Below are 24,959 nucleotides of genomic sequence, written 5' to 3'. Positions count from 1 at the left end.
GCCGAAGGTGCTACAACCCTGTTTCGGGCTTCACCAGCGCTTCGCTGGCTTGTAGGGTCTTGCCATCGCGGCACATGGGCTCGCTCCATGGTCAGCTGTCCTCCATGTCGGTTTGCATGTGGCGTTTGAGCGTCAAGCCCACCGATGTCAAACCGTTCTCAGAGCGGGCAAATACCTGCCCGCCATGCATGCGCGCGATGGCCGCGACAATCGCCAGGCCAAGCCCGTGGTTCTGTACCGAGCCCGCTCTGGCGATGTCTGCGCGGTAAAAACGATCAAAAATATGGGGCACGTGCTTGGGGTCTATGGCGATGCCACGATTGACCACCGTCAGGCGTGCCTCTTCATCCGACAGGGCAATGTAAATTTCCACAGCAGTTCCACGGTCCGCGAATCGGGTGGCATTGCTCACCAGGTTGGATAGCGCTCGGTTCAGGAGCCCAACATCGAACTCACCAGCCCCGTCACCAACGATTTTGAGCGCCAGACCGGCTGCTTCCATTGCGTCCTCATGAAACTCGGCCACGTCCGAGGCAATTGCAGCAAGACTTCCCACAGCGACCCTGCGCGCCAATGCACCGCAATCCGCTCGCGACAAAAAGAGCATGTCTTGGACGATGCTGGCCATGCGCTGTAGGTCTTCGAGGTTGCGCCTGAGTACCTGTTCCACCAAACTGGTTCGCGGAACAAATACATAGCGCACTTCGCAATCCAGTCCATGGGCCAGGCGCGCAAGGGTGTTCAGCGTGATGTTCCCGTTCGCCTCGGCCTGCTCCAGTTTACGGGCCCCCTGAGCTGTCACTCCCAAACGCTCTCCCAGTGCTTGAGAACTCATGCCCAGCGCCAATCGGATCGTCTTTGTCCAGCCGCACCTGGGCGCGGTAGTTGGCTGCAGCTTCGCGAAATCGCAAAACTGCCTGTCAAGTTCGGCCAAGCGGGTGAGATTTAGGCGGTGCTTCAAGGTGAAAAGATCTGAGGCAACAGGCTGGTTGCCTCCTTAAGCGCATCAAGGCAACCGGATTGTTTCCATTTAGGGTAGTGCATGGCTAGAACAAAGAAATGGCATTGCGGGTCCGCTATCTTTGCGCATGGCCTCGAACGAGACCAATTAGTCTCATATTAACTTGAATGAAGAATGATGCTGCGTTTGGAAAAAGCGACTCTCGGAAAATTTGGAGCACAGGACATGATGAGTCTGATCATGTCGAGGGGATGGGAGGCGATCTTGCCGGATGCGCTGGATGACAAGCAATTGTTGCTGGTATCAGACCAGTTCAGAGATCTTTTGTCTGGCGTTAGCTGGAACGGGGAGCACGACCCGACTCGTGCAGCCTTGCCCCTTGCACTTCTGCTCCTGTCCAAGGCTGGCGCAAAACGCTCAGGCGACAATTTCGAGGTCGGAATGGAAACTCTCCAGGAGGCACTGTGCTTGCTCAGCACTGCCGTTGATCGGGAGATTGTCAATCGCATGCTGCAGCGCCAAGACGCAACTCCCATTGGCACCGGGCTAATACAGGGCCTTCAACTGCTGGTTCAGCACGCCATGGAGCAAGCCAATTCGGCTTGCCACACTTAGTCCGACGTCATGCCTTTGAAGTCCGTTTTGATGGTTTTGAGGAGTTCGCTGACTGAGGTGGCGTCAAGATCCGGGCAGTATGCGGCAGCAACCAGCGTCAATGGATGAATTTGCATCTGCTCGGCCAGCACTTCAATGGTGCGGATACTGGGTACCTGATGACCCTGTTCAATGCGACTGATGTGGCGGCGACTGGTGGCCAGCAACATATCTTCCTGAACCAGTCCCCGGGCAGCGCGCAGTTGCTGCAGCGCCCGACCAAAGTCGGCTTGGGGTGGAACACGCTTTCGGGAGGACATCCCCCCGATTTCCGCCTAATGAGACCAAAAAGACCACGACCAACTAGTCTCGTAATCCGACAACCGCCTTAGAAAATTCCGCCTCTGTTGGAAATCTGTTCACAAGGCCTGCACATGCCCATCTTGTTTCTTGATTTCGATGGGGTTCTGCACCCCGAGCATTGCCACGAGTCCAGGCACTTCTGCAGCCTGCCCATTATGGAAGAAGCTCTACGGCAAGTGCCTGAGTGCCGAGTTGTGATCACCAGCACCTGGCGGCTGGAACAACCCTACGAGGCGCTAATCCGAAATTTTTCTCCGGACATTGCGGCAATGATCGAGGGCGTAAACCCCAGATACTGCGCTCTTACGAACGTCCCGCCCACTCTTGTGGGGTACCAGCGGGAGGCGGAGTGTCATGCTTGGCTTTGGGCCAACAACATGCCACATCACAATTGGGTCGCCGTGGATGATCGATCGTGGCTCTATCGGCCGTTCTGCAAGTCCTTGTTTTTGGTCGATGGCCGAATTGGGCTTACGCAGAGTACCTGTTCGCAACTTGCAGCTCGTCTTCAAGGCCTTCTCTGAGAAGATATTCAAGGGTAGGCGACATGACCCCACATAACAAGTTTTAGGTTCAACCCGGACCTGACGACTGGGTTATCCGTGCAGACAGTGAGATCCGCCCAAAAACTGTTAGGAGCCGTTTCATGAGTGAATTCAATCACTTAAGCCTGACTAACTGTTAGGGTCATTCAGAATGAGGCCGAGCGACTGTTCCGGCCAGACCTGCTTAAGGTGCCCCTGGTGGTGCTGTCGAACAACGATGGCTGCGTGGTTTCACGCTCCAACGAGGCCAAGGCCCTGGGCGTGAAGATGGGCCAGCCCTGGTTTGAATGCCAGGCATTGGCGGAGCAGCATGGCATCGTGGCCCTGAGCAGCAACTATGCGCTGTATGCCGACATCTCCAATCGGGTCATGGGCATCGTGGCAGCCTTTTCGCCTCGGCACGAGATGTATTCCATCGATGAGTGCTTCGCGGACCTGACCGGCATCCCAAAGGTTCGGGAGGTGGGCTACGCCATCCGCGAGCGGGTAGGGCGGTGGACAGGCATTCCCGTGTGCGTCGGCATCGGTCCCACCAAGACCCTGGCCAAGTTGGCCAACCATGTGGCCAAGAAGCACCCGCGTTCCAAGGGGGTCTTCAACTACAACGCGCTGACCGAGGATCAGAAAACCCGGCTGCTGCAACGTATCCCGGTGGAAGACTTGTGGGGCGTGGGCCGCAAGCTTACCCAGCGGCTGACCCGGCATGGGGTGCGGACCGTGCAGGACTTGCGTGCGGCGCATGTACCGACCTTGCGCGCCGAGTTCGGGGTGGTGATGGAAAAGACCCAGCGGGAGCTGCAGGAAACCCCCTGCATTGAACTGCAGGAAGTGCAGCCTGACCGCCAGCAAATCATCTCCAGCCGGTCATTCGGCCGCATGGTGACGGATTTACCGGTGCTGAAAGACGCGCTGTCCACCTTCGTGGCCAATGCCTGCGCCAAACTGCGCGCACAAAACAGCCATGCTGCTGTGATTCAGGTCTTTCTGCAGACGAACCGTTTCCGTCAAGACCAGCCCCAGTACATGCCCAGCCTGGCCGTGCCATTGACCTATCCGACCCATGACAGCCTGGAGGTGAACCGCTGGGCGGCGTACTTGTGCGAGCGCATGTTCAAACCCGGATACCAGTACAAAAAGGCGGGCGTTGTGCTCAGCGAAATCACGCCGGCCAGCCACCATCAGGGCGATCTGCTGGCGCCTGACCCATCCGTCAACGAGCGGCTGATGCAGGCCCTGGATGCGTTGAACCAGCGTTATGGCCGGGGTACGGTGAAGGTTTCAACCCAGGGCGCCTACCAGGGCTGGCAGATGCTGCAAGAGCGCAAATCACCGAACTACACGACGTGCTGGGAGGAGGTGCCGGGTGTATGAAAAACAGGCATAAAACTGCCTATATTTTAGGCAATGCGCTTAAAATATAGGCATGTTTCCCAGTCCCGTTCTGACCGCCAGACAGACCCGGTTCATCGACGAGTACCTCGTGGATGCGAACGGCACCCAGGCTGCCATACGGGCCGGATACGGGGCCGCTGGCGCCCGGGTGGCCGCGCACCGGTTGCTAACGAATGTAGCCATTTCCAGCGCCATAGGGGCCCGGCAGAAGGCCGACGCTACACGTCTATGGATTGACCGGGAAAACGTCTTGGCGGGGCTTCTGGAGGCCGTGGAGATGGCCCGGGAACAAAGAAACCCCGCAGGGATGATTGCGGGGTTGAGGGAGATAGCCAAACTGATGGGGTTTTACGCGCCGACGGCTGCCAAGGTGGACGTCGGTCTGAGAGCGAGTGCCGAGAGGGATCGCATAGAAGCGATGACCGACGTGGAACTTTTTAGCCTGATTGGCGAGATATCAGCAGTTACTCAGATTTGACCTTGATCTGGTCCCCCAGCAGAGCTTCCAGTGCCGTTTTGGCTTGGTCATCAGTTGCATGGGCGCTGAAGAATTTACTCCAACTGCGTTGACCGACTGGGCGATACTGTGCCACGCGTGGTTGGCCAAGAGGGGACATTCTCCACTTGGAAAATCGTAGTAAAGAATGTCTCTTCTTCAATAGGCGCTGGATGGACTTTTTGGTTGCCTCGATAGTTTTGCCGGTCTTATGCGCAATCCAGGATGTGTTCAGAGGGAGTATGCCGCCGTTGTTGCGGTAAAGGCGCTCAAATTCACTCCCACGGGTCAGTTCAGACCAAGGCAGAAGCTGGTCAACCTGGACTCCAGGTAACGGCAGTTTTGACAACAGGATAACCAGCTTGGGTTCGATGTTGTGGATCAAGCGCAGGCGGTCCAGGGCCTGTATTGATTCGGCTTCACGTATCTGCATCAGGACTTCATGAACCCTCGGATCATGGTGTCCCTCGACAATCGTACCGATTTGCTCACCCGAGGCCATATCAAACCCTCTGGTTTGAGATTTCCACTGGCCGGTCAGTTGGAGTGGTGTGGGATCGTCGTAGAAGAATGCCCGGGCAATGTTCTCGACCGCTTGAGGTGCGGGCTCGTTGCGCCCGATCAGTACCAGCACTTCACAGGTTTTCCATGCATCGATTCCCCGAACAGCACCGAAGTGTGCCAAGTGCACATTTGGCGCAGTAGCCAGCTTCGACCCGATCCCCCTGGCAGGGTTGCCTGTGATGATGCTTGGGCCGACAACAAGAATGTCCGTACCCGTGGTCGCAAGTTCATCCACCAGAGCTTGCACATCTGAAAGCCGCTTCATTGCCCGTCGCTGGCTTGCCGCGCCGTTTTGTTTAGCAGGCGTGAGCGAGGACGTGGAGCACATCGAATCAGAGCACTGCACCACGATCGCATTGCGTTGCCCGTAAACCTCCCTGAAGGTGTCTATGGGCAGGCATTGACGAACGATCATTTCGGAAATCGTCGCATCGGTGATGAAGATCCTCAGGGGAGCACCTCCCCCTTTCAGTTCTCCAAAACGGGTGATTTCGTGGCGGTGATGTACGGTGAGCTTGTTGGGGGTGATGTCGATGGCAGTGGGTACCAGTCCTTTTGATAACACACGGTCCAGATGCGAAAGCAGAGATGCAACTGGCCTGACGTTTTGGTGGCCGGACAGGCGGGTCATCACTATCTGATCCAGTTCGCCAGGGAGGATTGCCGGACGGACTTTTTTCAGCGTCTCTGCCAGGTCAGACCATCCGCCGCCTTGTTGCTGGAATTCACGAAGCAAGGCTGCGTGGTCTTGAGTACTGGTCCAGTTCATGATTGCGCACACGGCATTCTGGAATTCGAGCTGCCCCCTGACCTGCGACAGCAACGACATCGGGATTTCGATGTGTTCCACAAGGCCCATGGTGAAATCTTCGTCAATGATCACCAAGTCCGGCTGGCGTTCATTCAGCATCGTGCGCCCCAGCTGCAAGTGCGCATGGGTGTAGATGTGGATGTTGGACTGCTGATATTGTTGGATGTACCCGCACTGCTCGTAGTTTTGGCAGTGCGAAGTCCCGTATTGGGTGCGTTGCATGCACAGGGTTGGGAAGACGCTCACCCCCTTGCTGCTCATTGCGGCAGCCAATATATGCCGCATGCACAAGGGCTGATTGTGTGGACCAATCTGCTCACGCCCCCTGATCACAGAAGCACGGTGCGCCGTACCGCGTTGAGCGATGGCCTGCTTGATCTCTTCGGCGAGTTTGATGGTGGGGACGTAGATTTCGATCTGGGTAAGTGGGCTCACCCGGGTGATCATGTCCACATAGGCGTGTGTTTTCCCGCACCCGGCGGGTGCCTTCAGCACTTCGATGGTCATGGCCTGCCTCAGATCGTGAAAAATGTCTGAATTTCTGTGGCCATCTGCGCGGGCGACAACTGTGTGTGCGAGCCGAGAGTGGAGGGGGGCGCTCCCTTGATCAGGTGCGGCGAGTGGGTGCTCGCCTTATTTCCAAACTTTTTCATCGCCGAATTGATCATCGGCATGATGGTTGCGAAGCTTGCCCGCTCCGCAATTTCCTCGGGTGTATGGGCCGAGCTATCGGCTTCGAATACCGCACGGTTCAGCCGCTCAAAGAGCGCTTGCGGATCTGTGTTGGCCGCTCCGTGGGTGCTGACGTAGCTGGCCGCTGCGCGCAGCAAGGGCTGACGGAAGCCTGCCCCGCCAGGGTGATCACCGATCGATTCGACGATGGCCTCGAAGCCACTCGGTCCTTTGGAGATGGTGAGGGCTTTCCCCTTGGGGCGGTGCTTGCCCACCACTGAGTGTGAAGATGACGGCGCGACAATAGTGGCTGCATCGCGTCCTTTGCGCGTCAGACCAGATCGTTTGGGGAACGGGTCTGCCATGCCCACGAAAACCGGTGCAGCCGTGTAGTGCGCCTGGACGTGTTGAAACAGCGCAAGGTCAATTTTCAACCGCTTCGACGATGCGTTGAACGCCGCACCCCATGCTTTGAGGTCGGCATTCGTGGCGGGCCGCGTCAGCCAGAACCAGAAGTGGGCGGAGACAGAATCGGTGCCAAAAACACCAGCACTGCTGGAGAGCTGCCAGTGGAATGACACGTCTTGGAGTTCGGGCGGCAGTTGGTCTGTGATCCAGTGAAGAATCCTGCCCAGATTCTTCGCGGTAAGCGGCAAGCTCTTTGGCAGTTTCAACTTGTCGACATCAATCAAGACCCAGTGACGACCCTGAGCCGGGGTCTTGAAATGTCCTTTGAAATTTTGCCCTTCACCTGCGCCCAGGCGCCGCAGAGCCTCGCCAGCGAGTGTAGGGTCGCAGAGCGACCCCCTGATCACCGACGCACTGGGGTTTTTCTCAAGTTCGGTCAGGGCCTCGGAGAGTTCGAGGATGTTGTTGATGGGCTGCTCGAATTGGTAAAACAGCGTACCAGCGTTGAAATCGTGTTTGATGACCTTGCCGGCGGCGTCGGTGACGAACGTTTTGGTGGCTGAGTAGCCTGCAAGGCACATCAAGCAAGTGATCGCGTCGCAGGAGCCGTTTGTGGAAGGGGCCTGGTTTTTCATTTCGCACCTCCATTGCCATCAACCCAGGCGAAGAATGCGGCCTCGTCGATCAGCACACGGCGTCCAACACGGCGGATGACTTTGTCGAAGCCGTTGGAGGCCGCGTGGAAGATGAGGTGGCGCAAGCCCCCGATGGGCGGCCAGGGGTGGCGCAGATTCCAGTCGGTGACGGGAATGAACGGCCCGCGCTGCTCAGTGCCTGCGCTGGGCGCAAGCTGCGCCGCCGTCGTTTTCGTGCGTTTCTGGGGTAGGGGGAACGCCTGGTTTGCAGCCGCTGCGGCGGGTGCATTGAGACGATGGGGGGCACTGTGGTGACTAGGAGTGATGTCGCTCGCCATGGATGTGGCCTTTCGTGCGATGGAGACATATCGCCAGATCAAGGCCGCAAATCAATGCAGCAAGGACTGGCACGAGGGCTCCACCACACGCCACACCGGCGATAGGCTTCGTTGCACAGCGCAATTACTTGCGCGCTCGGAAATGTTAGCGATTTTTGCCTGTTGAGGCTAGCTGCTTCCCCCTTTCGTCTTTGGTGGTATTGAGGCGGCTACGGCTCAGGCAACCCCAAAAATTTTGTCGTTCATGGCGGTCACGACCTTGGCCGTGTGGCTGTTGGTCAGATGGCTGTAGCGCTTGACCATCTGGAGTGTTTTGTGACCCAGCACTGCGGCGATTTCCATCGTGGTGGCACCGTTCATGGCCAGGTAGGAGGCGGCCGTGTGCCGCAGGTCGTGGAAGCGGAAGTTCTCCATGCCCGCCTGGCGTACAGCCGCTTCCCAGGGCTTTTTCAGGTCCATGGGCTTGTTTGGCAGGGAGCCGTAGAAGACCAGGGTGGTGTCGAGTCGGCGCATTTTGGCAAGGTCCTGGAGGAGCATCAGCGCAAGGCCCGTGAGAGGGACGGAGCGCGAGGTGTCATTCTTGGTGGCCGTCAGGAGGATGGTGCCGCGCTGGAAGTCGATGTCCTGCCAGCGCAGGTTCATGATTTCACCGCGACGCATGCCGGTGGAGATGGCCAGAACGACCACGGGGAGAAGGTAGCGGTTGGTGGAGGCGCGGCAGGCCGCCAGCAGGCGCTCCCGCTCGTCATCGGACAGGTAGCGTTCACGCCCCCGCCCCTGGCGGGGCTTGGAAATCTTGCTGACGGGGTTGTCGGTGACCCACTGCCAGTCTTTCATGGCGACTGTGAAGGCATGGGAGATAGAGGCCAGGTAGCGCACCACGGTGGCATTGGAGCGGGGCTTGTTCCGGCGCGTGGTCTCGGCCAGCAACTCATTGCGCAGTTGCACCAGGAGCGCGGGGGTGATGTCCGCGAGTGCCAGCGTGCCCAGCTTCTGCTTCCAGAACTGGAGGTGGCGCTGCGTATTCGCCGCGTTCTTCGGACGGTCGGGGAGGACTTCCTTCAGGTAGCGATCCACAAGGTCGGCAAAGGTGTGCTTCTTGGCCTCGGCGGTCTTGAAGTACCGCCCCTCGCGCATGGCCGCTTCGACACTGTGCGCCCACTTCGTGGCGTCGGTCTTGCGCCTGAAGGTGGCGTGTTCGGGCGGATAGCCCTTTAGCCGGACCTTGGCGCGGTAAGAGATGCTGCCGTCGTCAGCGCGACGGACTTCAATGGTAGCCATGAGCGATGCCTTTCAAAAGTGGTTGGCATGGCTGACACCAGCGGGCGTGAAAACGCGCGGCGGTGCCAGCAACGTTGCTCCACTCCCGGCCTCGTCGGCCATCGGCTTCATCGCTGTGCTACTGGTTGCACGGACCGGATATTACCGGATGCCGTGTGGTGCTGTGTTGTGGCTCGCGGCCACGCTTGGTGGGGTAGTGTCCCACCAGTGTCCCATGAGCGCCAAACAAAAACGCCGCCGCTATCTTTATAATAGCGTCGGCGCTTTGTGCCTTGCGGCTTTTGTTTGGTGGGTCCTGAGTGACTCGAACACTCGACCTACGGATTAAGAGTCCGCTGCTCTACCAACTGAGCTAAGAACCCAAACTTTTTATAAATCTGTCTGCGTTGCTGCAGAGCCTTGAATTATGCACTAATTTTTTGCCGGCTGGCAAGGGGTCTCAAAATTATTGCAGTGCGTTGCGGCTTGCCAGTTCCACAAACAGACCGCTGTGGTCCAGCTCGCCCAGCCCATGATCGACGCCTTGTGCATACAGATTCTCGAAGAGGGTGGTGATGGGCGCGTCGAATCCGATCTCACCCGCCGTTGCCAGTGCGTTGCGCATGTCCTTGAGCTGGACGGCCATGCGGCCGCGTGGGGCAAAGTCACGGTCCACCATACGCTGTCCATGCAGTTGCAGGATACGGCTGTCGGCAAAACCGCCCTGGATGGCCTCGCGCACCTTGGCCATGTCCGCGCCGCCCTTGGATGCAAACAGCAATGCCTCGGCGACCGCTCCAATGGTGATGCCCACGATCATTTGATTGGCGAGCTTGGTGAGCTGGCCGGCGCCGTGCGGGCCCACGTGGGTGGCGCGGCCACACGCAGCAAACACGGGTTGCGCCCTTGCAAAGTCCTCCGCGCGGCCCCCCACCATGATGGCGAGCGTGCCGTTTTCCGCGCCCACGGTGCCGCCGGATACCGGGGCATCCAGGTGGGCCAGCCCCATCTCGCCCAGGCGCGCAGCGTGGTCGCGTGCTTCCCTTGGCTGGATGGAAGCCATGTCAATGAACAGGGCACCTTTGCGCATGGCGCGCGCTGCGCCAGCTTCAAAAAGGACCTGTCCCACCACCGGGCCGTTTTCCAGCAGGCTGACCACGACATCAGCCCCCTCCACGGCCCCGCCCGCGGTGTCGTGCACGGTGATTCCCAGCGCGGCCAGAGGCTCGGCCTTCGCCCGGGTGCGGTTCCAGGCATGCACAAGGTGGCCAGCGGCGTGAAACCGCCGGGCGATGGGCTGGCCCATCATTCCTGTGCCCAGCACGGCAATGCGAAGTGGGGTGGTGGTCATGGCGTCATTCATCCAGGATCGTTATCTTGGCGTACATCATGTGCTTTTTTGGTGCGTCACCCTGTCACGGAGCTTGCAGCGCCGCGGGATTGGAATGATGATGCCGCACCGCTACAGGAGACCCTACCCATGAGCCTGCCCCCGCATGACCCCGCCTGGCTGGAGCGCATGTACAACAACCGCGCGCTGGTGCCCGACCACATGGACTACCTTCAGCGCTGGGCAGACGAATCGGCCCGGGTGCGTGCAAGCCACCCCTGTGTGCTGGATGTGGCCTATGGCACGGGAGCGGGCGAAACACTGGACATCTTTCCTTCTGCACGGCCCGCCGCTGCAGGCGCTCCCGTGCTGGTGTTCATTCACGGCGGGTACTGGCGCTCGCTCGACAAGGCAGATCATTCGTTCATCGCCCCACCGTTCAACCAGGCGGGTGTGTGCGTGGTGGTGGTGAACTACGCGCTGTGCCCCGGCACGCCGGAGGCACCGGTCACCATTCCGCACATCGTTCGCCAGATGGAAAAGGCGCTGGGCTGGGTGTGGCGCCACATCGGCGAGCATGGGGGAGACCCCGCCCGCATCACGGTGGCGGGGCATTCTGCCGGGGGGCATCTGGCGGCTTTGCTGCTCACCAGTGTGTGGCCGCTCATTGGCCAGGGGCTCCCCGACCGGCTGGTGCGCAATGCGCTTTCCATTTCCGGCGTGCACGACCTGGAGCCGATCATGTACACCCCCATGTACCAGTCGGTGTTGAACCTCACCGACCAGCAGGTGCTGCAGTACAGCCCCGCGCGCCTGCTGGAGCCGCCTGCGGGTACGCTGTTCTGTGCGGTCGGCGCCGACGAAAGCCCCGAGTTCCTGCGGCAGAACCAGCTCATGCAAGACGCGTGGGGTAGCCACTTTGTGCCGCGCAGCCAGGTGCTGCCTGGGCTGCACCACTTCAGCATCGTGGATGCGCTGGCAATGCCTGGGCATGACCTGCACCACATGGCGCTGAACCTGCTGCGGGCATGAACCGAAGCAAACCCCTGTGGCGCTGGGCGCCTTCCGCCTCCTCTCGCGCTGCGCGCGGGAAGGCGGGCGCCACCAGCGCACGCAAGTAGAGCGCCGCCCGCGCGGCATGGCGGCCCTTGCGCGGTGTCCGCTGGCCCAGGCAGTGCGCTGGGCATGCTTTGGCGCCCGATAGTGAGAAAGCCGTAGGACTACGCACCCGGCGCCCGCCCTCACATCAGCAGATGCTCACCGGCGTTGTCGCCGCCCAGGATCACGTAGTTCACCTTGCGGATGTCCATCAGCCTCTTGCCGCCCGCGTAGCTGATGGAGCTTTGCACGTCCTGCTCCATCTCCACCAGCGTGTTGGCCAGCTTGCCCTTGATGGGCTCCAGGATGCGCTTGCCTTCCACGTGCTTGTACTCGCCCTTGTTGAAATCACTGGCAGAGCCGTAGTATTCCTTGAAGAGCTCTCCGTCAACTTCCACCGTCTTGCCGGGCGATTCTTCGTGGCCTGCAAACAGCGAGCCGATCATCACCATCGTCGCGCCAAAGCGGATGCTTTTGGCGATGTCTCCGTGGCTTCGGATGCCCCCGTCGGCAATGATGGGTTTGGTGGCCACACGCGCGCACCACTTGAGGGCCGAGAGCTGCCAGCCGCCAGTGCCAAAACCGGTCTTGAGCTTGGTGATGCACACCTTGCCCGGGCCCACGCCCACCTTGGTGGCGTCAGCTCCCCAGTTTTCCAGGTCGATGATGGCCTCGGGGGTGGCCACATTGCCTGCGATGACGAAGGCCTTGGGCAGGTGCTGCTTGAGGTAGCCGATCATGGCCTTGACCGTGTCGGCATGGCCGTGGGCGATGTCGATGGTGATGTATTCGGGCGTGAGGCCCAGGGCCACCAGCTGGTCCACCGTGGCGTAGTCCGGCTGCTTGACGCCCAGCGAGATGGAGGCATAGCAGCCCTTGGCATGCATGTCCTTCACGAACTGGATGTTGTCCAGATCAAACCGGTGCATCACGTAGAAGTAGCCGTTTTGCGCCATCCACGTGCAGATTTTTTCATCCACCACCGTTTTCATGTTGGCAGGCACTACCGGCACGCGGAACGAACGGCCGCCCAGCTCCACGCTGGCATCGCACTCCGAACGGCTTTCCACGCGGCATTTGCGCGGCAGCAGAAGGATGTTGTCGTAGTCGAAAATTTCCATGAGATTCCAAGCTCCATCAAAGGACGCGGCAAAACAATTTTTGCTGCGGTGGGCGCTTGGCTTGGGCCCGGCTTTGTGGGCACTGGCGTGTCAGCCAGCTCCGACCCCGCAAAGTGCGCGGGCACAAAAAACCGGGCGTCAAGAAACTTGGGCCCGGTGCTTGATTCTACCGGCCTGCGCGACGGGCCCTATAACCTTGGTGGTATAGGCGGTATCACCAAGGCGCCTGGGGCTGCTGCGGTCGGTGGGCACCCGACGGCTTTCGGGTACGCCGGGCGGCCTAGCGGCAAGCCGACTGTGCTGCGGCCACCACGCGGCCCTGCGCGTCCTGCACCCAGCCCACCATGCGCAGCCGCTCGGGTTGCGCGCCGTCCGGTATGCGCATGGACCGGGATTCCATCCATTTTGTTTGCTTTGAATTTGATAGCGTATTGCGCTTGTCCCATGTGCCATGGAGCATGTTTCTTACCATATTCCGGCCGACTCTCGTGCCTTCGGTGCCTGCCGGCACGGATTCCACCAGTAGCAGATAAAACGCCATCCCATCGGGCGCCGCGCCGTCGCGCCGTGCGGGTGTGAATGCGATGGCGGTGCCCAGGTAGTCGTTGAGGGGCAGGCCATGGGCCACGCGCAGGCGGGCGGGCCGGGCGCCTTCCACCGCGGCGGTGTACACATCGGTGGCCGCAGGGGGTGTGCGGCCCAGGGCCTGCAGTCGCGCCAGTGCATCGTTGGTGGCGGCGGCCGAAAGGGGGGCTTCATCACCGGCCTGGCCCGGCACGATCCAGTCCAGCACCACCGCACCTGCCGTGGCAGAGGGCGACGGTATGGCCGCATCGGTCCAGCAGGCCTCGCAGTCTGCGCTGATGAAGCGCTCGAAAATGGCCACGGGCTGCGGCGTGCCGTCGCTGCTGCAACTGGCCTGGGCCAGTGCAGAGGATGGCTGGGCCAGAACCAATACGCTGGCCAGGGTGCAGGCAATGTTTTTCATGGGCAGATGAAGCGGGCGCCGGGGCGGTTTCTACAATGGCCGCATGTTCCCACAAGACCCGTTTTCGGGTGCGCCAGATGCCCTGGTGCCCCCACACGCCGGTGCGGCCTCGGCTGCATCGCCCCTTTTGGCCAATCTGAACGACGAGCAACTGGCGGCCGTCACGCTGCCCGCAGGCCACGCACTGATACTGGCGGGCGCAGGCTCGGGCAAGACGCGTGTGCTCACCACCCGCATCGCCTGGCTGCTGCAAAACGGCTACGCCACGCCCGGCGGCATTCTGGCCGTCACTTTCACCAACAAGGCCGCCAAGGAAATGGTGGCCCGCCTGTCGGCCATGCTGCCCGTCAACGTGCGTGGCATGTGGATCGGCACCTTTCACGGCCTGTGCAACCGGCTCTTGCGCGCGCACCACAAGGCGGCGGGGCTGTCGCAATCGTTCCAGATCCTCGACACACAAGACCAGCTCTCGGCCATCAAGCGCCTGTGCAAGCAGCACAACGTGGACGACGAGCGCTTTCCGCCCAAGCAGCTGTCGTACTTCATTGCCAATTGCAAGGAAGAGGGCCTGCGCCCGGGCGATGTCGAAACGCATGACAGCGATGCGCGCAGAAAGGTCGAGATCTACCAGCTGTACGAAGAACAATGCCAGCGCGAAGGCGTGGTGGACTTCGGCGAGCTGATGCTGCGCAGCTACGAGCTGCTGCGCGACAACGACCCGATCCGCGAGCACTACCAGCGCCGGTTTCAGCACATCCTGGTGGACGAGTTTCAGGACACGAACAAGCTGCAGTACGCCTGGCTCAAGCAGCTGGCGGGCAACGAGGTGGGCGGGCGCTTTGAAGCGCGCGGCAGCGTCATCGCCGTGGGCGACGACGACCAGAGCATCTATGCCTTTCGCGGTGCGCGCGTGGGCAACATGACCGACTTCGTGCGCGAGTTTGACGTGCAGCGCCAGATCAAGCTGGAGCAGAACTACCGCAGCTACAGCAACATCCTCGACTCGGCCAACGCCCTCATCAGCCACAACAGCCGCCGCCTGGGCAAGAACCTGCGCACCACACAGGGTGCGGGCGAGCCCGTGCGCGTGTACGAAGCCAGCTCTGACCTGGCGGAGGCGCAGTGGATGGTCGATGAGATCAAGCAACTCGTGCGCAACGACGGCTTTGAGCGTAAGGAAATCGCCGTGCTCTACCGCAGCAATGCGCAAAGCCGGGTGATCGAATCGGCACTGTTCAATGCCAGCGTGCCCTACCGCGTGTACGGCGGTCTGCGCTTCTTCGAGCGCGCCGAAATCAAGCATGCGCTGGCCTACCTGCGCCTGTTGGAGAACCCGCACGATGACACCAGCTTCACCCGCGTCGTCAACTTTCCGCCGCGTGGCATTGGCGCGCGCAGCATCGAGGTGCTGCAGGACGCCGCCCGCGCCGCAGGCTGCTCGCTGCACGACGCGGTGAGCGCCGTGCCCGGCAAGGCGGGCGCCAACCTGGGCGCGTTTGTGGCCATGGTGGACGTGCTGCGCGAGCATACGCAGGGGCTGAACCTGCGCGGCATCATCGAGCAGATGCTCGAATCCACGGGCTTGGTGGAGCACTTCCGCACGGAGAAGGAAGGCGCCGACCGCATCGAGAACTTGCAGGAACTGGTCAACGCTGCCGAGAGCTTTGTTACGCAGGAAGGTTTTGGCCGCGACGCCGTGGCCCTGCCACTGGACGAGCATGGCACGCCGCTCACCCAGAGCGCCCAAAGCCCGGTCAGCCAGGGGCTGGACCCCAACGCACCGGTGCTGGACGAACCCCTGAAGCCCGCCGTGCCGGGCATCGTGGACGCCGACACCGGCGAAACCCTCTCGCCCCTGGCCGCCTTCCTGACCCACGCCGCGCTCGAAGCGGGCGACAACCAAGCCCAGGCCGGGCAAGACGCCGTGCAGTTGATGACCGTGCACGCCAGCAAGGGGCTGGAGTTTGACGGTGTGTTCATCGGCGGCATGGAAGAGGGCCTGTTCCCCCACGAAAACTCGTCCAGCGAGCGCGATGGTCTGGAGGAAGAGCGCCGACTGATGTATGTGGCCATCACCCGCGCCCGCAAGCGCCTGTACCTGAGCCACTCGCAAACGCGCATGCTGCATGGGCAGACGCGCTACAACATCAAGAGCCGCTTTTTTGACGAGCTGCCTGAGGCCGCGCTCAAGTGGATCACGCCCAAGCAGCAGGGGTTTAGATCGTATGCTCCTAATTCAGGAGCAGGTGGCGCTTATCCATCAAGCGCTAGAGGCCAATTTGGCTTCAAATCCGAGACATTTGCCAGCCCACCGGTGCCCGTGCAAAAGACCGCGCCGTCCCACGGCCTGCGCGCAGGCATCAACGTGTTCCACACCAAGTTCGGCGAGGGCAAGGTGCTGGCCATCGAGGGCACGGGGGACGACGCGCGTGCGCAGGTCAACTTTCCGCGCCATGGCACCAAGTGGCTGGCGCTGTCGGTGGCCAAGCTGACGGTGGTGGATTGACCATGGCTGCTTCCCCGGCGCCGTTGCCAGTGCTGCTGGTGCTGGGCGGGTTGCCCGGCGTGGGCAAGAGCAGCGTCGCACACGCCTTGCTGTCGCAGTGGCCCGCGGTGTATTTGCGCATCGACACCATTGAACAGGCACTGCGGGACTCCAACGTGCTGGCGGGCGGCGATGTGGGACCGGCAGGGTACCTGGTGGCATACGCCCTGGCGCGCACACAGCTTGCGCAGGGCTTGCCGGTGCTTGCTGACTGCGTGAATCCGCTGCAGGTGACGCGCAACGCCTGGCGCTCCGTGGCGGAGGCAGTGCAGGTGCCGTCGCTGTTCGTGGAGGTTGTCTGCACCGACGCAGCGGAGCACCGGCGCCGGGTGGAAACGAGGGTGGGCGACGTGGCCGGATTGGCCGTGCCGACCTGGGATGCCGTTCAGCGCCATGACTACGCGCCCTGGGCAGAGGGCCGTGGCCACCGTCTCCTGGTGGATACCGCACGTTTGAACGCACGGGATGCCGCCGCGCTGGTTCTGGCGGCCCTGCAGTCGCAGATCACGCCGCGCGCTGCAGCGCCCCCAGGCTGATGGGTCAGGTCGGCAGGCAGCGCGCCACCGTGTCGGGCAGCGCCAGTTTTTCTGCAAACCACCCATTGCGCTCGGGCGACACCAGGGCGCCCAGGCCTTCCATCACCGTGACCTCGGCGCCGGCCTTTTGGTCCCGGTAGCACTTGCCCAGAAGCTCCAGCGTGTTCAGCAGGGATTGCGCCTGGGCCTCCGACGTTTTTTGAAGCGCCTGCGCCTGCTGCCTGAGCCAACCTTCGTAGGCCTCCAGGCTGGCCTGTGGCAGCTTGGCGCGGTCGGCCTCGGGAATCATGCTTGCATACAGGGCCTGCAGGCTCTGCGTACCTGACTGGCCCATCACCAGCACGGCGTCATAACGCGTGTCGTACGACCCTTGGCGATGGATCACATGGCGGATGTGGTACCGCAGGCGACCGCTCTCTCCGCCCAACGTCCGGATCAGGTCGCGTGCCGCTGCGCTGTGGCGATCGCTCGCAAACTGTGCCTCCAATGCGGCCGACAGCTGTGCGTCGCTGGGGTAGCTGATGGCAGGGCCTGAAGGGGAGCACCCCAGGAGGGCCCCCACGGTAGCGATATATGCGCCGCTGCGCGTGATTATTGATTTCATTTTTATGACAATTTGAAGCGAATATCTGTTCATTTTATTAATTGGGAAGATGACTGAATGTGTATGACATTTCATAATGATCTGAAATGTAAATGCTTGTTATATCGCAGCAGTTGAATTGACAAGTGTCGTGCGCCTGTCCACTGTGGAAATCTGCGCCACATCGAGTTCAATGGTGTTCCGCCGCTTACCAACTGGCCAGCGCTGCGCATCAATTTGATCAGATCCAACGCCTGTGGATAACACAGGGCAACCAGGGCTCGGCCACTCGGTACATTTGATTACCCATTGGCTGGCGCGCTCCACAAGAATCCGTTTGCAAGCCGCAACAGGCTGCCCGTCGATTAATTTCAACTCTTTGAAGGATTATGGATATGCGCAAACTCGCCATTACCACCGTCGCCGCGCTGGCCTTGACCTGCGGTGCTGCCTTTGCCCAGAGCGGCAACGTTGCCATCCCCGGCCTGTTCTCGGGCAAGGGCTCTGCGGGTTCCGAGGTCACCAACAGCCGCATCACCGTGACCGGGAACAAGGCCACGAACGTGATCGCTGGTGGCGGCAAGGCCGGCATCAAGGTCGGAGAAATCTCCATGGAAGGCGTGGCCAACGTCAACAGCGTCAACATCACCGGCTCCAAGATCCGCAACTCCGAAATCACGGTCAGCAATAACGAGGCCACCGACATCAAGGCCATCGGGGGCACGGCCAACGTGAACAGCATCAACATCAACTGATCGCCCACAGGCCAGCAATGCAGGCCCCCGGCGCTGCCCGGGTGGCCTGTGAAACGAACACCAACACAAAGGGCTGCGGGTGCAACCATCGCGCAACACAACCAAGTCGCCACGCGGGGGCGCTGGCGCCACCCTGTGGCTGCTCGCAGCCTCGATCACGGTGACGCCGATACAGGCAGCGGCGCAAGAGTCGATGCTGGGGGGGCTGGGCTGGCACAAGAACAGCGCCGGCACCGAGGTGGACGGCACGAGCCGCATAGGCGTGCAAGGCAACCAGTCCACAGGCCCCGTGGTGTCCACGGGCGGCAAGGGTTCCGCCCTGGCCAATGCAGGCATGCGCGTGGATCTGGCAGGCACGGCCCAGGCCAACGGTATCGGGCTGGCGGCCATGCAGGTTCGCCAGTCGCAGGTGCAGGTGCTGGGCAATCAGGTCAACGGTTTTGTGCACGCGCTCGGCGGTGCAGCCACGGCCAACATGGTGCTGGCCGCCAGCGGCACGGGGGCCAAGCCGCTCACGTCCAGTCAAGTGATGGTGCAGGGCAACCGCGCCGCGGAGGTGGCCGCGTTCGGCGCCAAGGCCGAGGTGCTGCTGGGCACCGGATCGCTGCAGATGCCCGGCCGTGCCACGGCCAACAGCGTGCTGCTGGATGCGACACAGGTAAGAAATTCCGAGCTGCATGTATCTGGCAACGAAGCACGTGGCATCACGTCCATTGGCGGCTCGGCCCTGGCCAACGCGCTCACGGCCGCGCGGTCCAGCCTGGACACCACCCGCGTTGTGCAAACCGCCAACCGCGCAGAAGACGTGCGTGCGGGTGGTGGCAGCTCTGGCGTGGGGCGCGGCACCATCGCGCAGGTCGACCTGAGCGGTGTGGCCGCGGCCAACGCAGTGATGCTCGCCTCCAGCGAGCTCAAGGGCGCGCAGCTCACGCTGGCGGGCAACGAAGCCCGCCAGGTGATCGCCACTGGCGGCAGTGCGCTGGCCAACAGCATCAGTTTTTCAGACCACCAGCTTGCGGGCTCCGCGGGCTACCAGGGCAGCGTGTCGGGCAATAGGGCGCGCAATGTCCAGGCCTGGGGTGGGGAGGGCAGCATTCTGGGCGGGGCACTGGCCGATGTGCGGGTGTCTGCTGCAGCGCTCGCCAACACCATCTCCGTCAGCCGTGGCGAACTGGTCGCCGGGCCAGTGCACCGCCTGAGCGGCAACGAAGCGCGCGATGTGGTTGCCACCGGCGGCGGCGCGGCAGCCAACAGCCTGTGGCTGGACAACGCCACCGCACAGGGCGGCCAGGTGCTGCTGGCCGGCAATGCGGCCGAGCAGGTGCGCACCGCCGGTGCATCGGGCTCGATCGGTGGCGGCGTGGTGGGCGCCATGGAGCGCAACGGACGCGCCCTGGCCAACACGGTGGTGGCAGACCACCAGTCCACGCTTGATCGCGCAACCATTGCCGTCAGCGGCAATCAGGGCAGGTCAATCACAGGGTCGGGCGGGCTGGCCGCTGCCAACACGCTCATGGTGACCGAAGGCCGCGTGCAGGGCTCCAACGTCACCCTGGCGGGCAACCGGGCGGACGGCGTGCAGTCCACGGGCTATGCGGCGCAGGCAGGGGGCGGGCTGCTGTTTTCTGCCAGCCAGCAGTCGGCTGCGCTGGCCAACACCCTGGCCGTCACGGGCTCGCAGCTGGATGCATCGACGCTCACCGTGGCAGGCAACACCGCGTCGCGCCTGAACGCGCGTGGCGGTGCACTGATGGCCAACAGCGTGGCGCTGGAAAACGGGTCGGGCGCGCCTTCGCAGCTCTCTGCCGCCGGCACGCTCAGTGGCAACAACGCCAGCGACATCGCCACCACCGCCGACTCCGTATCGGGCGCGGGCGGCCTGGCGGGACGCGAGAGCCGCGCGCGCGCCGCCGCCAACGCGCTGGTGCTGCACAACGGCGCGCTGATTGACGCATCGTCGCCCTGGCTCATTGCGGGCAACACCGCGCGCAACGTGCAGGCGCTGGGCGGCACCGCGCTCGTCAATGCGCTGGCGGCGTACCGCGGTGCACGTGTGCAGGGCAGTCCCGTGGTCATTGCGGGCAACACCGCTGACGACATCCGCGCCACGGGCAGTGGTGCACAGGCGCTGGGTGTGGGCACCAAGTCCAACGGCGTACTGGCCGCCAACGGGTTGTATATGGACGGCTCGGGTGCCACCGCTCTGGCGCAGAGCACCCTGCAGGTCGTGGGCAACACGGCCCGTGGGCTCAATGCCGACGGGGGGCGCATTAACGCCAATGCGCTGGCGATCAATGCGCAGGGCCGCGTGGACGGCAGCACGTTCACGCTGGCGGGCAACATGGCGTCAGACGTGCGCAGCGAGGGACGCGAAGGAACCGTGGCCGGGTTTGCCGCCTTCGGCAAGGGTGTGGGCCAGGCCAATGCCAATGCAATTCAGGTGCTGGGCAGCATGCGCGCGGCCAGCCTGCAACTGCTGGGCAACACGGCGGGCCGCGTGCACGCCACCGAAGGCCTGGCGGCCGCCAACAGCTTTTCGCAAGGTGCCGGGGGCCGTGTGGATGCGCTTCAGGCGCTGATCGCTGGCAACACCGCCGGGTCCACCCAGGCAGACGGGGGCAGCACGGCGCTGGCCAACAGTGTGCAGGTGGACGGCACCGTGCAGGGCAGCTCGGTGCAGGTTGCTGGCAACCAGGGAACCGCGCAGGCGTCTGGCCGCGACGGCCTGGCCAACAGTGTGCGCGCCCAAAGCCGTGGCCGCATTGCGGCGTCTTCCGTCACCGTGACCGCCAACCAGGGCGCGGCCCAGCAGGGTGTGGCCAACAGTGTGGACGTGGGCGGCAGCCTGCAGGGCGGCAGCATCACCATCCTGGGCAACCAGGGCTCGGCGCGCGAAGGTGGCGCCATCAACAGCGTGGTCGGCAACGGCCGCATCACGGGCAGCCAGATCACCATCCTGGGCAATGCGGGGTCTGCCAACGGCGGTGTTGCCAACAGTGTGCGCGCCGATGGCAGCATCACCGCATCCAGCATCACCATCCTGGGCAACCAGGCCAGCGCGCAGGGTGGCAACAGCAAGGTCAGCGGCGTTACGGGGTCGGGTTCGATACGCGGCAGCCAGATACTGCTGGCGGGCAACACCGGCCGTGCTACCGGCGGCGGGCTTGTCAATGGCGTTCACAACAGGGGCAGCATCACCGGCGCACAGTTGGTGCTGACAGGCAACCAGGGCAACGCCACCGGGGGCGGCACTGTCAACAGTGTGGACAACCGAGGGCAACTCTCGGGGCGCGTACTCATCGCGGGAAACCGGGGGAGCGCAACTCTGGGGGGCACGGTCAACTCGCTGGTCAATCAAGGCGTGATGGCAGGCACTGTGGTCATTGCCGGGAACCAGGGCAACGCAGCCGTCGGAGGGGTCTCCAACTCGGTGATCAACCAGGGTGTGATCACCGGCGCGGTGACCATCGTGGGCAACATGTCGGCCGCTGCTGCGGGCATGACGTCCGGAAGTGTGCGCAACGTGGGTGGCGCCATCACAGGCGTCGTAGGGGTTGCGGGTAACGCTGCGTTCGCCGCCAACCCGGGCTACACCTACACCATCCCCTCTACGGGCGTGGTGAACCAGTCCGTGACTGTGCTGCCTGCCGTCAATCTGCTGAGCATGTAGGTGGTCTGACCCCGCAAGGCGCCGTCTGCCCGGGGCAAACCGATGTTCCGATTTCTTTGGATACCCATGAAGGAGTTGCAAATGAAGAATACACGCGAAGATTCGGGTCGGCGTGCGTTGCGCGCATTCGGCGGGCACTGCGTTGCCGGCGTCCTCGTGCTGTTTGCCGCAGGCGCGCAGGCGCAGATGGTGAACTACGGTGAACAGCTCGGCGCCTACAAAGACATGGCGCAAAGCGGTGTTCGCCTCAATGACGGCGTTTACCCGTCGGTCAGCGCCAAGGCGCGTGTAAACCGCGCTATTGCGCAAAACACGTTGGTGGACCAGAGCGCGCTGGTGCAGCCGGATGGCACGCTCAAACTTCCCGACGGGCAAAAAAACATCGTTATCCGGTCGACCTATTCCGATGTACAGCGCGGCGCGGACGGTAGCCTGCGTATTGCCAGCCCGGTCATTCAAGGCAATGTGAACGGCAACGTGACGTTGTATGTGGAAGGCAAGGGTGTAGAGAACATCACCGTACTCAATTCGCGGCGCTGACTACGCGCCGGGGTTTCTGCAAGCATGGCCCCGGGGAGAGCGGGCGCCGCGGATATCACCAAACAACACCAAGAAACATGACGACACAAAGAACCCTGCGATGGGGAGCGCTGATGCTCGCAGTGGCCGCTATGGCTGGCTGCGCCTCCACCGAAAACGCGCTCAAGGACGCCAATGCCTTGCTTCAGGAGCGTGAGGCCGACAAGCTGCTGCCTGTGACCAACCTCAGTCCTTACTCGCTGGCGCTGGGCCGCTTTGGGCGCATGCTGGATATCTATAAGGAGGGCGACCCCGTCCTGTACATGCAGACGCGCAGCATTCTGGATGCCACCAACCTGTCGAGCCCCCTGGTGGGCGCCGAGATCCCCGGCGACATCACGGAGATGGTGCGCACTGCGGTCAACCGCATCGGCGCGCGCGTGGTGTACGTGCCTTATCACCCGGACTATCTCGTCTCGCAGGCCCAGCTGGGTGCCAAGTTTGGGGTCACCATGCCCGACTTTCTGATCACGGGTGCGTTGACCGAATTTGACCGCGCCATCGCGGGAGCAGGGAGGGTCAATTCTGCTGGCATCGAGTTTGGTGGCGGCAACGGCAAGGTCACCATGGGTGGCGACATGAAGCGTACGGCGATCTATTCGGCGCTGGCGCTGGACCTCAACCTGGTGAGCTTTGCCACCCAGCAGATGGTGCCGCAGATACAGGCCTCCAACGTGGTGAAGGTGCTGAACTTCAGCTCCGAAGACAACGCGAGCCTGGGCTTTTATGGCGACGCCTTTGGCTTCAAGCTGGAGGGCAAGTACCTGCAGGGGCGGCATTCGGCCATCCGTACGCTGGTGGACCTGAGCGTCCTGGAGCTGATTGGCAAGGCCACCAACACTCCCTATTGGCGCTGCATCCCCAACGGTACGCCGGACCCTGTGGTGGTGGAAAACATGCGCGCTGCCTACAACGGCCTCACTCCGGAACTTAAACTGGGTCTCATCCAGGTCACGCTACGCAAATACGGCGAGCCAGTGCAGGTCACGCAAAAATTCGACGACGACACACGGCTTGCGCTGGAGAAGGTGTATGCGCAACGGTACGCGTCGCTCGGGGCTGTGGACGTGATGAACTGGGACGGGTTTGAGCCTCTGTTCTTTGGGGTGCCGATGGCGTGGGAAAACGCGCAAGCCAATGCCCCATCGGGCGCTCCATCTTCCCCTGCGGCAGGCGCTCCGGCGGGCGGTGTGAAGGCGGGCTCATGATTCAGGGGGCAAGATCTGTAGCGCAGTGCTGCGCAGGTTTGACAGCCCTCCTGGCGCTGCACGGGGCAGTGATCGCACAGGTGCAGGCGCCGCCCCCTACGCCGGCCGGTGTGTCTGCGCAGGCGCCCGCTGTTACTCAGGCCCAAGCCCAGTCGCCGACACCGGCTCAGGCACAGGCGCCCGCCCAGGCCGGGGCTCCTGCTGCGGGGGTTGGGGCTCGGTTCATCGAATCTTGCAACGAGGCTCTGCAGCGCGGCGTGGCCGAGCTCGGCTGCCAGGGCCCCATCTATCGCAACGAACTGGAGCGGCTCAAGCGCGAGGCGCTGAACACCCAGAACCCGCAACTGCTTTCTTTCGTCGGCGACGCGTACCAGAACCCGCGGTCGGGCCTGGGCGACATGGGCCAGGCTTACCGCTGGTATCTGCTGGCGGCCGTGCGTGGCGATCCGCGTGCCATGCAGCGTCTGACGGAAATGAACCGCAAGGGCCAAGGGGTGCCCAAGGACAACGTCAAGGCCCTGGGGTATGCGCGCCTTCTGGAGCGCATGGCCCAGCCCGACAGCGGTGAGCGGCCCAACGTGCTTTCACTCATCAACGAGCTGGGTGCCGAGATGGCGGTGGAAGAAGTGGCATTGGCAGAGCGTTTTGCGGCTGAACTGGAGGCGCGTATACAGCGCCAGGCGGCGGGCTCGGGTGGCGACGCGGCCGCGCAAGCCGCTCCCGCAGCCGGGCCCAGCCGCGCGGGCGGGGGCCTGCCCGGCATGTCGGGTGTGCCGCGCAGTGTGCCCGGTGCCATGGGCGCGCCTGCGGCCGGGGCGGCGGTGCCTGGCACCACACTTCCAGGCACCCCTTCAAAGGTCACTCCCTGATGCAGTGCCTGCCCTTCAGTTTTTTCTGCGGGCTGGCCGGTTCCGCCGTACGGGGCAGCATCCGTGCCGATGTGCAGGCGCGCGGTGCGCACGCACGCGCGGGCGGTACTGCTGTTCTGCTGGTGCTGACCTTGTGGTGCGCGGCCCCGGCAGATGCACAGGCGGTCGGCCCGGTGGACGCCGCAGGTGTGAATGGCACACCGGGGCCCACGGGTCCTATCGGGGTCGACGCAGGCCGCAACCAGCGCAGCCGTCACCAAGCGCCGGCCGCACCACCTGCTGCACAACCCGCCGCTCGGGCTGATGCCGGCAGCGGTAGTTCGCACACCGGCAACCGGATCGAGGTGACGGGCAACGCAGCGTCAGGCACCGCCGGGTGCAGCCCGGACGGCACAGCGTCCGTCAACAGCATTGATGTCACGGGTGCGCGGCTTGAAGGCAAGACCGTCATCGTGCAGGGGCGCAATACCAATGATGTGAAGACGCCGCGCGACTGCCCGGGCGCGCGGCCGCACGGGCCAGGCAGCGGGCAGACCAACAGTATCCGGATCCGCTGAGTTGCACCCACAAGCAGTGGCCTGCGCCAGCGCATGCAGGCGCTACCGCCCCCAAGAACATTGAACCAGGAGGATCACCCC

The 24,959-nt window shown here is 62.7% G+C and carries 23 protein-coding genes and 1 tRNA gene; 13 read left to right on the top strand and 11 right to left on the bottom strand.

Annotated elements, in window-relative coordinates; genetic code table 11:
• Positions 1–91 precede the first annotated feature (91 nt).
• Entirely contained in the window at positions 92–961 is an 870-nt protein-coding gene (locus KYG_RS03025; protein ID WP_085942483.1) for an ATP-binding protein, read from the bottom strand.
• Positions 962–1,135: 174 nt separating this feature from the next.
• Between KYG_RS03025 and KYG_RS03020 the strand changes: the two genes are divergently transcribed.
• Positions 1,136–1,576, top strand: coding sequence for a hypothetical protein (locus KYG_RS03020; protein ID WP_008903347.1), 441 nt, complete (start codon positions 1,136–1,138; stop codon positions 1,574–1,576).
• Here the strand turns inward: KYG_RS03020 and KYG_RS03015 are convergent.
• Positions 1,573–1,875 (bottom strand): helix-turn-helix domain-containing protein, encoded by a 303-nt coding sequence (locus KYG_RS03015; RefSeq protein WP_085942482.1) that lies wholly within the window; start codon positions 1,873–1,875, stop codon positions 1,573–1,575. The genes KYG_RS03020 and KYG_RS03015 overlap by 4 nt on opposite strands.
• A gap of 114 nt (positions 1,876–1,989) precedes the next feature.
• On the opposite strand from KYG_RS03015, the gene KYG_RS03010 reads away from it, so the two are divergent.
• The 3 genes from KYG_RS03010 to KYG_RS23185 all read left to right on the top strand — a co-directional run bounded on the left by KYG_RS03010 (position 1,990) and on the right by KYG_RS23185 (position 4,333).
• Positions 1,990–2,442 carry an HAD domain-containing protein gene (locus tag KYG_RS03010; RefSeq protein ID WP_008903345.1) on the top strand — a complete coding sequence of 151 codons (453 nt, stop codon included), beginning with the start codon at positions 1,990–1,992 and terminating at the stop codon, positions 2,440–2,442.
• A gap of 165 nt (positions 2,443–2,607) precedes the next feature.
• A complete protein-coding gene (locus KYG_RS03005; protein WP_034692874.1) occupies positions 2,608–3,834 on the top strand; it encodes a Y-family DNA polymerase in 1,227 nt (408 codons plus the stop codon).
• A 52-nt stretch (positions 3,835–3,886) separates the two neighbouring features.
• Positions 3,887–4,333 (top strand): terminase small subunit, encoded by a 447-nt coding sequence (locus KYG_RS23185; RefSeq protein WP_008903343.1) that lies wholly within the window; start codon positions 3,887–3,889, stop codon positions 4,331–4,333.
• On the opposite strand, the gene KYG_RS02995 is transcribed toward KYG_RS23185, so the two are convergent.
• The 6 genes from KYG_RS02995 to KYG_RS02965 all read right to left on the bottom strand — a co-directional run bounded on the left by KYG_RS02995 (position 4,320) and on the right by KYG_RS02965 (position 10,390).
• The gene (locus KYG_RS02995; RefSeq protein WP_008903342.1) at positions 4,320–6,233 is read right to left on the bottom strand and encodes a hypothetical protein; all 1,914 of its coding nucleotides are present in this window, start codon (positions 6,231–6,233) and stop codon (positions 4,320–4,322) included. The genes KYG_RS23185 and KYG_RS02995 overlap by 14 nt on opposite strands.
• Before the next feature lie 8 nt (positions 6,234–6,241).
• On the bottom strand, positions 6,242–7,441 hold the full coding sequence (locus KYG_RS02990) for a hypothetical protein (RefSeq protein ID WP_008903341.1): 1,200 nt from the start codon (positions 7,439–7,441) through the stop codon (positions 6,242–6,244).
• Positions 7,438–7,779, bottom strand: a complete 342-nt coding sequence (locus KYG_RS24905) for a hypothetical protein (protein WP_008903340.1) — start codon at positions 7,777–7,779, stop codon at positions 7,438–7,440. Before KYG_RS24905 ends, KYG_RS02990 begins: the two co-directional genes overlap by 4 nt.
• A 216-nt stretch (positions 7,780–7,995) precedes the next feature.
• The gene (locus KYG_RS02975; protein ID WP_008903339.1) at positions 7,996–9,060 is read right to left on the bottom strand and encodes a site-specific integrase; all 1,065 of its coding nucleotides are present in this window, start codon (positions 9,058–9,060) and stop codon (positions 7,996–7,998) included.
• Between the two features lie 286 nt (positions 9,061–9,346).
• Positions 9,347–9,422 (bottom strand) — tRNA-Lys (locus tag KYG_RS02970).
• 83 nt (positions 9,423–9,505) lie between these two features.
• Positions 9,506–10,390, bottom strand: coding sequence for an NAD(P)-dependent oxidoreductase (locus tag KYG_RS02965; RefSeq protein ID WP_008903338.1), 885 nt, complete (start codon positions 10,388–10,390; stop codon positions 9,506–9,508).
• Positions 10,391–10,519: 129 nt separating this feature from the next.
• On the opposite strand from KYG_RS02965, the gene KYG_RS02960 reads away from it, so the two are divergent.
• The gene (locus KYG_RS02960) at positions 10,520–11,401 is read left to right on the top strand and encodes an alpha/beta hydrolase (protein ID WP_008903337.1); all 882 of its coding nucleotides are present in this window, start codon (positions 10,520–10,522) and stop codon (positions 11,399–11,401) included.
• Between the two features lie 209 nt (positions 11,402–11,610).
• Here KYG_RS02960 and KYG_RS02955 read toward each other — a convergent pair whose 3' ends face one another.
• Complete coding sequence (locus tag KYG_RS02955) at positions 11,611–12,588, bottom strand: GMP reductase (protein ID WP_008903336.1); 978 nt, start codon at positions 12,586–12,588, stop codon at positions 11,611–11,613.
• A 280-nt stretch (positions 12,589–12,868) separates the two neighbouring features.
• On the bottom strand, positions 12,869–13,576 hold the full coding sequence (locus tag KYG_RS02950; protein ID WP_008903335.1) for a hypothetical protein: 708 nt from the start codon (positions 13,574–13,576) through the stop codon (positions 12,869–12,871).
• Positions 13,577–13,619: 43 nt separating this feature from the next.
• Between KYG_RS02950 and KYG_RS02945 the strand changes: the two genes are divergently transcribed.
• Entirely contained in the window at positions 13,620–16,082 is a 2,463-nt protein-coding gene (locus KYG_RS02945; RefSeq protein WP_008903334.1) for a UvrD-helicase domain-containing protein, read from the top strand.
• Positions 16,083–16,084: 2 nt separating this feature from the next.
• Positions 16,085–16,657 carry an AAA family ATPase gene (locus KYG_RS02940; RefSeq protein ID WP_008903333.1) on the top strand — a complete coding sequence of 191 codons (573 nt, stop codon included), beginning with the start codon at positions 16,085–16,087 and terminating at the stop codon, positions 16,655–16,657.
• A 4-nt stretch (positions 16,658–16,661) separates the two neighbouring features.
• On the opposite strand, the gene KYG_RS02935 is transcribed toward KYG_RS02940, so the two are convergent.
• Positions 16,662–17,261, bottom strand: coding sequence for a hypothetical protein (locus tag KYG_RS02935; RefSeq protein WP_008903332.1), 600 nt, complete (start codon positions 17,259–17,261; stop codon positions 16,662–16,664).
• Between the two features lie 374 nt (positions 17,262–17,635).
• Here KYG_RS02935 and KYG_RS02930 point away from each other — a divergent pair, with 374 nt between their 5' ends.
• From KYG_RS02930 to KYG_RS02905, 6 genes are all read left to right on the top strand, one after another.
• Complete coding sequence (locus KYG_RS02930) at positions 17,636–17,995, top strand: hypothetical protein (protein ID WP_008903331.1); 360 nt, start codon at positions 17,636–17,638, stop codon at positions 17,993–17,995.
• Positions 17,996–18,074: 79 nt separating this feature from the next.
• Positions 18,075–21,665 (top strand): hypothetical protein, encoded by a 3,591-nt coding sequence (locus tag KYG_RS02925; protein WP_008903330.1) that lies wholly within the window; start codon positions 18,075–18,077, stop codon positions 21,663–21,665.
• Positions 21,666–21,746: 81 nt separating this feature from the next.
• A complete protein-coding gene (locus KYG_RS02920) occupies positions 21,747–22,205 on the top strand; it encodes a hypothetical protein (protein ID WP_008903329.1) in 459 nt (152 codons plus the stop codon).
• A 77-nt stretch (positions 22,206–22,282) separates the two neighbouring features.
• Entirely contained in the window at positions 22,283–23,452 is a 1,170-nt protein-coding gene (locus tag KYG_RS02915) for a CsgG/HfaB family protein (protein ID WP_237707190.1), read from the top strand.
• 38 nt (positions 23,453–23,490) lie between these two features.
• Complete coding sequence (locus KYG_RS02910; protein ID WP_192810312.1) at positions 23,491–24,321, top strand: sel1 repeat family protein; 831 nt, start codon at positions 23,491–23,493, stop codon at positions 24,319–24,321.
• Positions 24,321–24,878 carry a hypothetical protein gene (locus KYG_RS02905; protein ID WP_008903326.1) on the top strand — a complete coding sequence of 186 codons (558 nt, stop codon included), beginning with the start codon at positions 24,321–24,323 and terminating at the stop codon, positions 24,876–24,878. The genes KYG_RS02910 and KYG_RS02905 overlap by 1 nt, the downstream gene beginning before the upstream one ends.
• Positions 24,879–24,959: the final 81 nt, after the last annotated feature.

The sequence above is a fragment of the Acidovorax sp. NO-1 genome (genome assembly GCF_000238595.1).
Taxonomy (GTDB): domain Bacteria; phylum Pseudomonadota; class Gammaproteobacteria; order Burkholderiales; family Burkholderiaceae_C; genus Acidovorax.
Note: the sequence above shows the minus strand (reverse complement) of the source record. Positions and strands in the feature narration are given on the sequence as shown.

Coding starts and splice junctions, on each gene's coding strand:
- KYG_RS03020 (WP_008903347.1), top strand. CDS start 1,136: ATGATGCTGCGTTTGGAAAAAGCGACTCTCGGAAAATTTGGAGCACAG.
- KYG_RS03015 (WP_085942482.1), bottom strand. CDS start 1,875: ATGTCCTCCCGAAAGCGTGTTCCACCCCAAGCCGACTTTGGTCGGGCG.
- KYG_RS03010 (WP_008903345.1), top strand. CDS start 1,990: ATGCCCATCTTGTTTCTTGATTTCGATGGGGTTCTGCACCCCGAGCAT.
- KYG_RS23185 (WP_008903343.1), top strand. CDS start 3,887: ATGTTTCCCAGTCCCGTTCTGACCGCCAGACAGACCCGGTTCATCGAC.
- KYG_RS02995 (WP_008903342.1), bottom strand. CDS start 6,233: ATGACCATCGAAGTGCTGAAGGCACCCGCCGGGTGCGGGAAAACACAC.
- KYG_RS02990 (WP_008903341.1), bottom strand. CDS start 7,441: ATGAAAAACCAGGCCCCTTCCACAAACGGCTCCTGCGACGCGATCACT.
- KYG_RS24905 (WP_008903340.1), bottom strand. CDS start 7,779: ATGGCGAGCGACATCACTCCTAGTCACCACAGTGCCCCCCATCGTCTC.
- KYG_RS02975 (WP_008903339.1), bottom strand. CDS start 9,060: ATGGCTACCATTGAAGTCCGTCGCGCTGACGACGGCAGCATCTCTTAC.
- KYG_RS02965 (WP_008903338.1), bottom strand. CDS start 10,390: ATGACCACCACCCCACTTCGCATTGCCGTGCTGGGCACAGGAATGATG.
- KYG_RS02960 (WP_008903337.1), top strand. CDS start 10,520: ATGAGCCTGCCCCCGCATGACCCCGCCTGGCTGGAGCGCATGTACAAC.
- KYG_RS02955 (WP_008903336.1), bottom strand. CDS start 12,588: ATGGAAATTTTCGACTACGACAACATCCTTCTGCTGCCGCGCAAATGC.
- KYG_RS02950 (WP_008903335.1), bottom strand. CDS start 13,576: ATGAAAAACATTGCCTGCACCCTGGCCAGCGTATTGGTTCTGGCCCAG.
- KYG_RS02945 (WP_008903334.1), top strand. CDS start 13,620: ATGTTCCCACAAGACCCGTTTTCGGGTGCGCCAGATGCCCTGGTGCCC.
- KYG_RS02940 (WP_008903333.1), top strand. CDS start 16,085: ATGGCTGCTTCCCCGGCGCCGTTGCCAGTGCTGCTGGTGCTGGGCGGG.
- KYG_RS02935 (WP_008903332.1), bottom strand. CDS start 17,261: ATGAAATCAATAATCACGCGCAGCGGCGCATATATCGCTACCGTGGGG.
- KYG_RS02930 (WP_008903331.1), top strand. CDS start 17,636: ATGCGCAAACTCGCCATTACCACCGTCGCCGCGCTGGCCTTGACCTGC.
- KYG_RS02920 (WP_008903329.1), top strand. CDS start 21,747: ATGAAGAATACACGCGAAGATTCGGGTCGGCGTGCGTTGCGCGCATTC.
- KYG_RS02915 (WP_237707190.1), top strand. CDS start 22,283: ATGACGACACAAAGAACCCTGCGATGGGGAGCGCTGATGCTCGCAGTG.
- KYG_RS02905 (WP_008903326.1), top strand. CDS start 24,321: ATGCAGTGCCTGCCCTTCAGTTTTTTCTGCGGGCTGGCCGGTTCCGCC.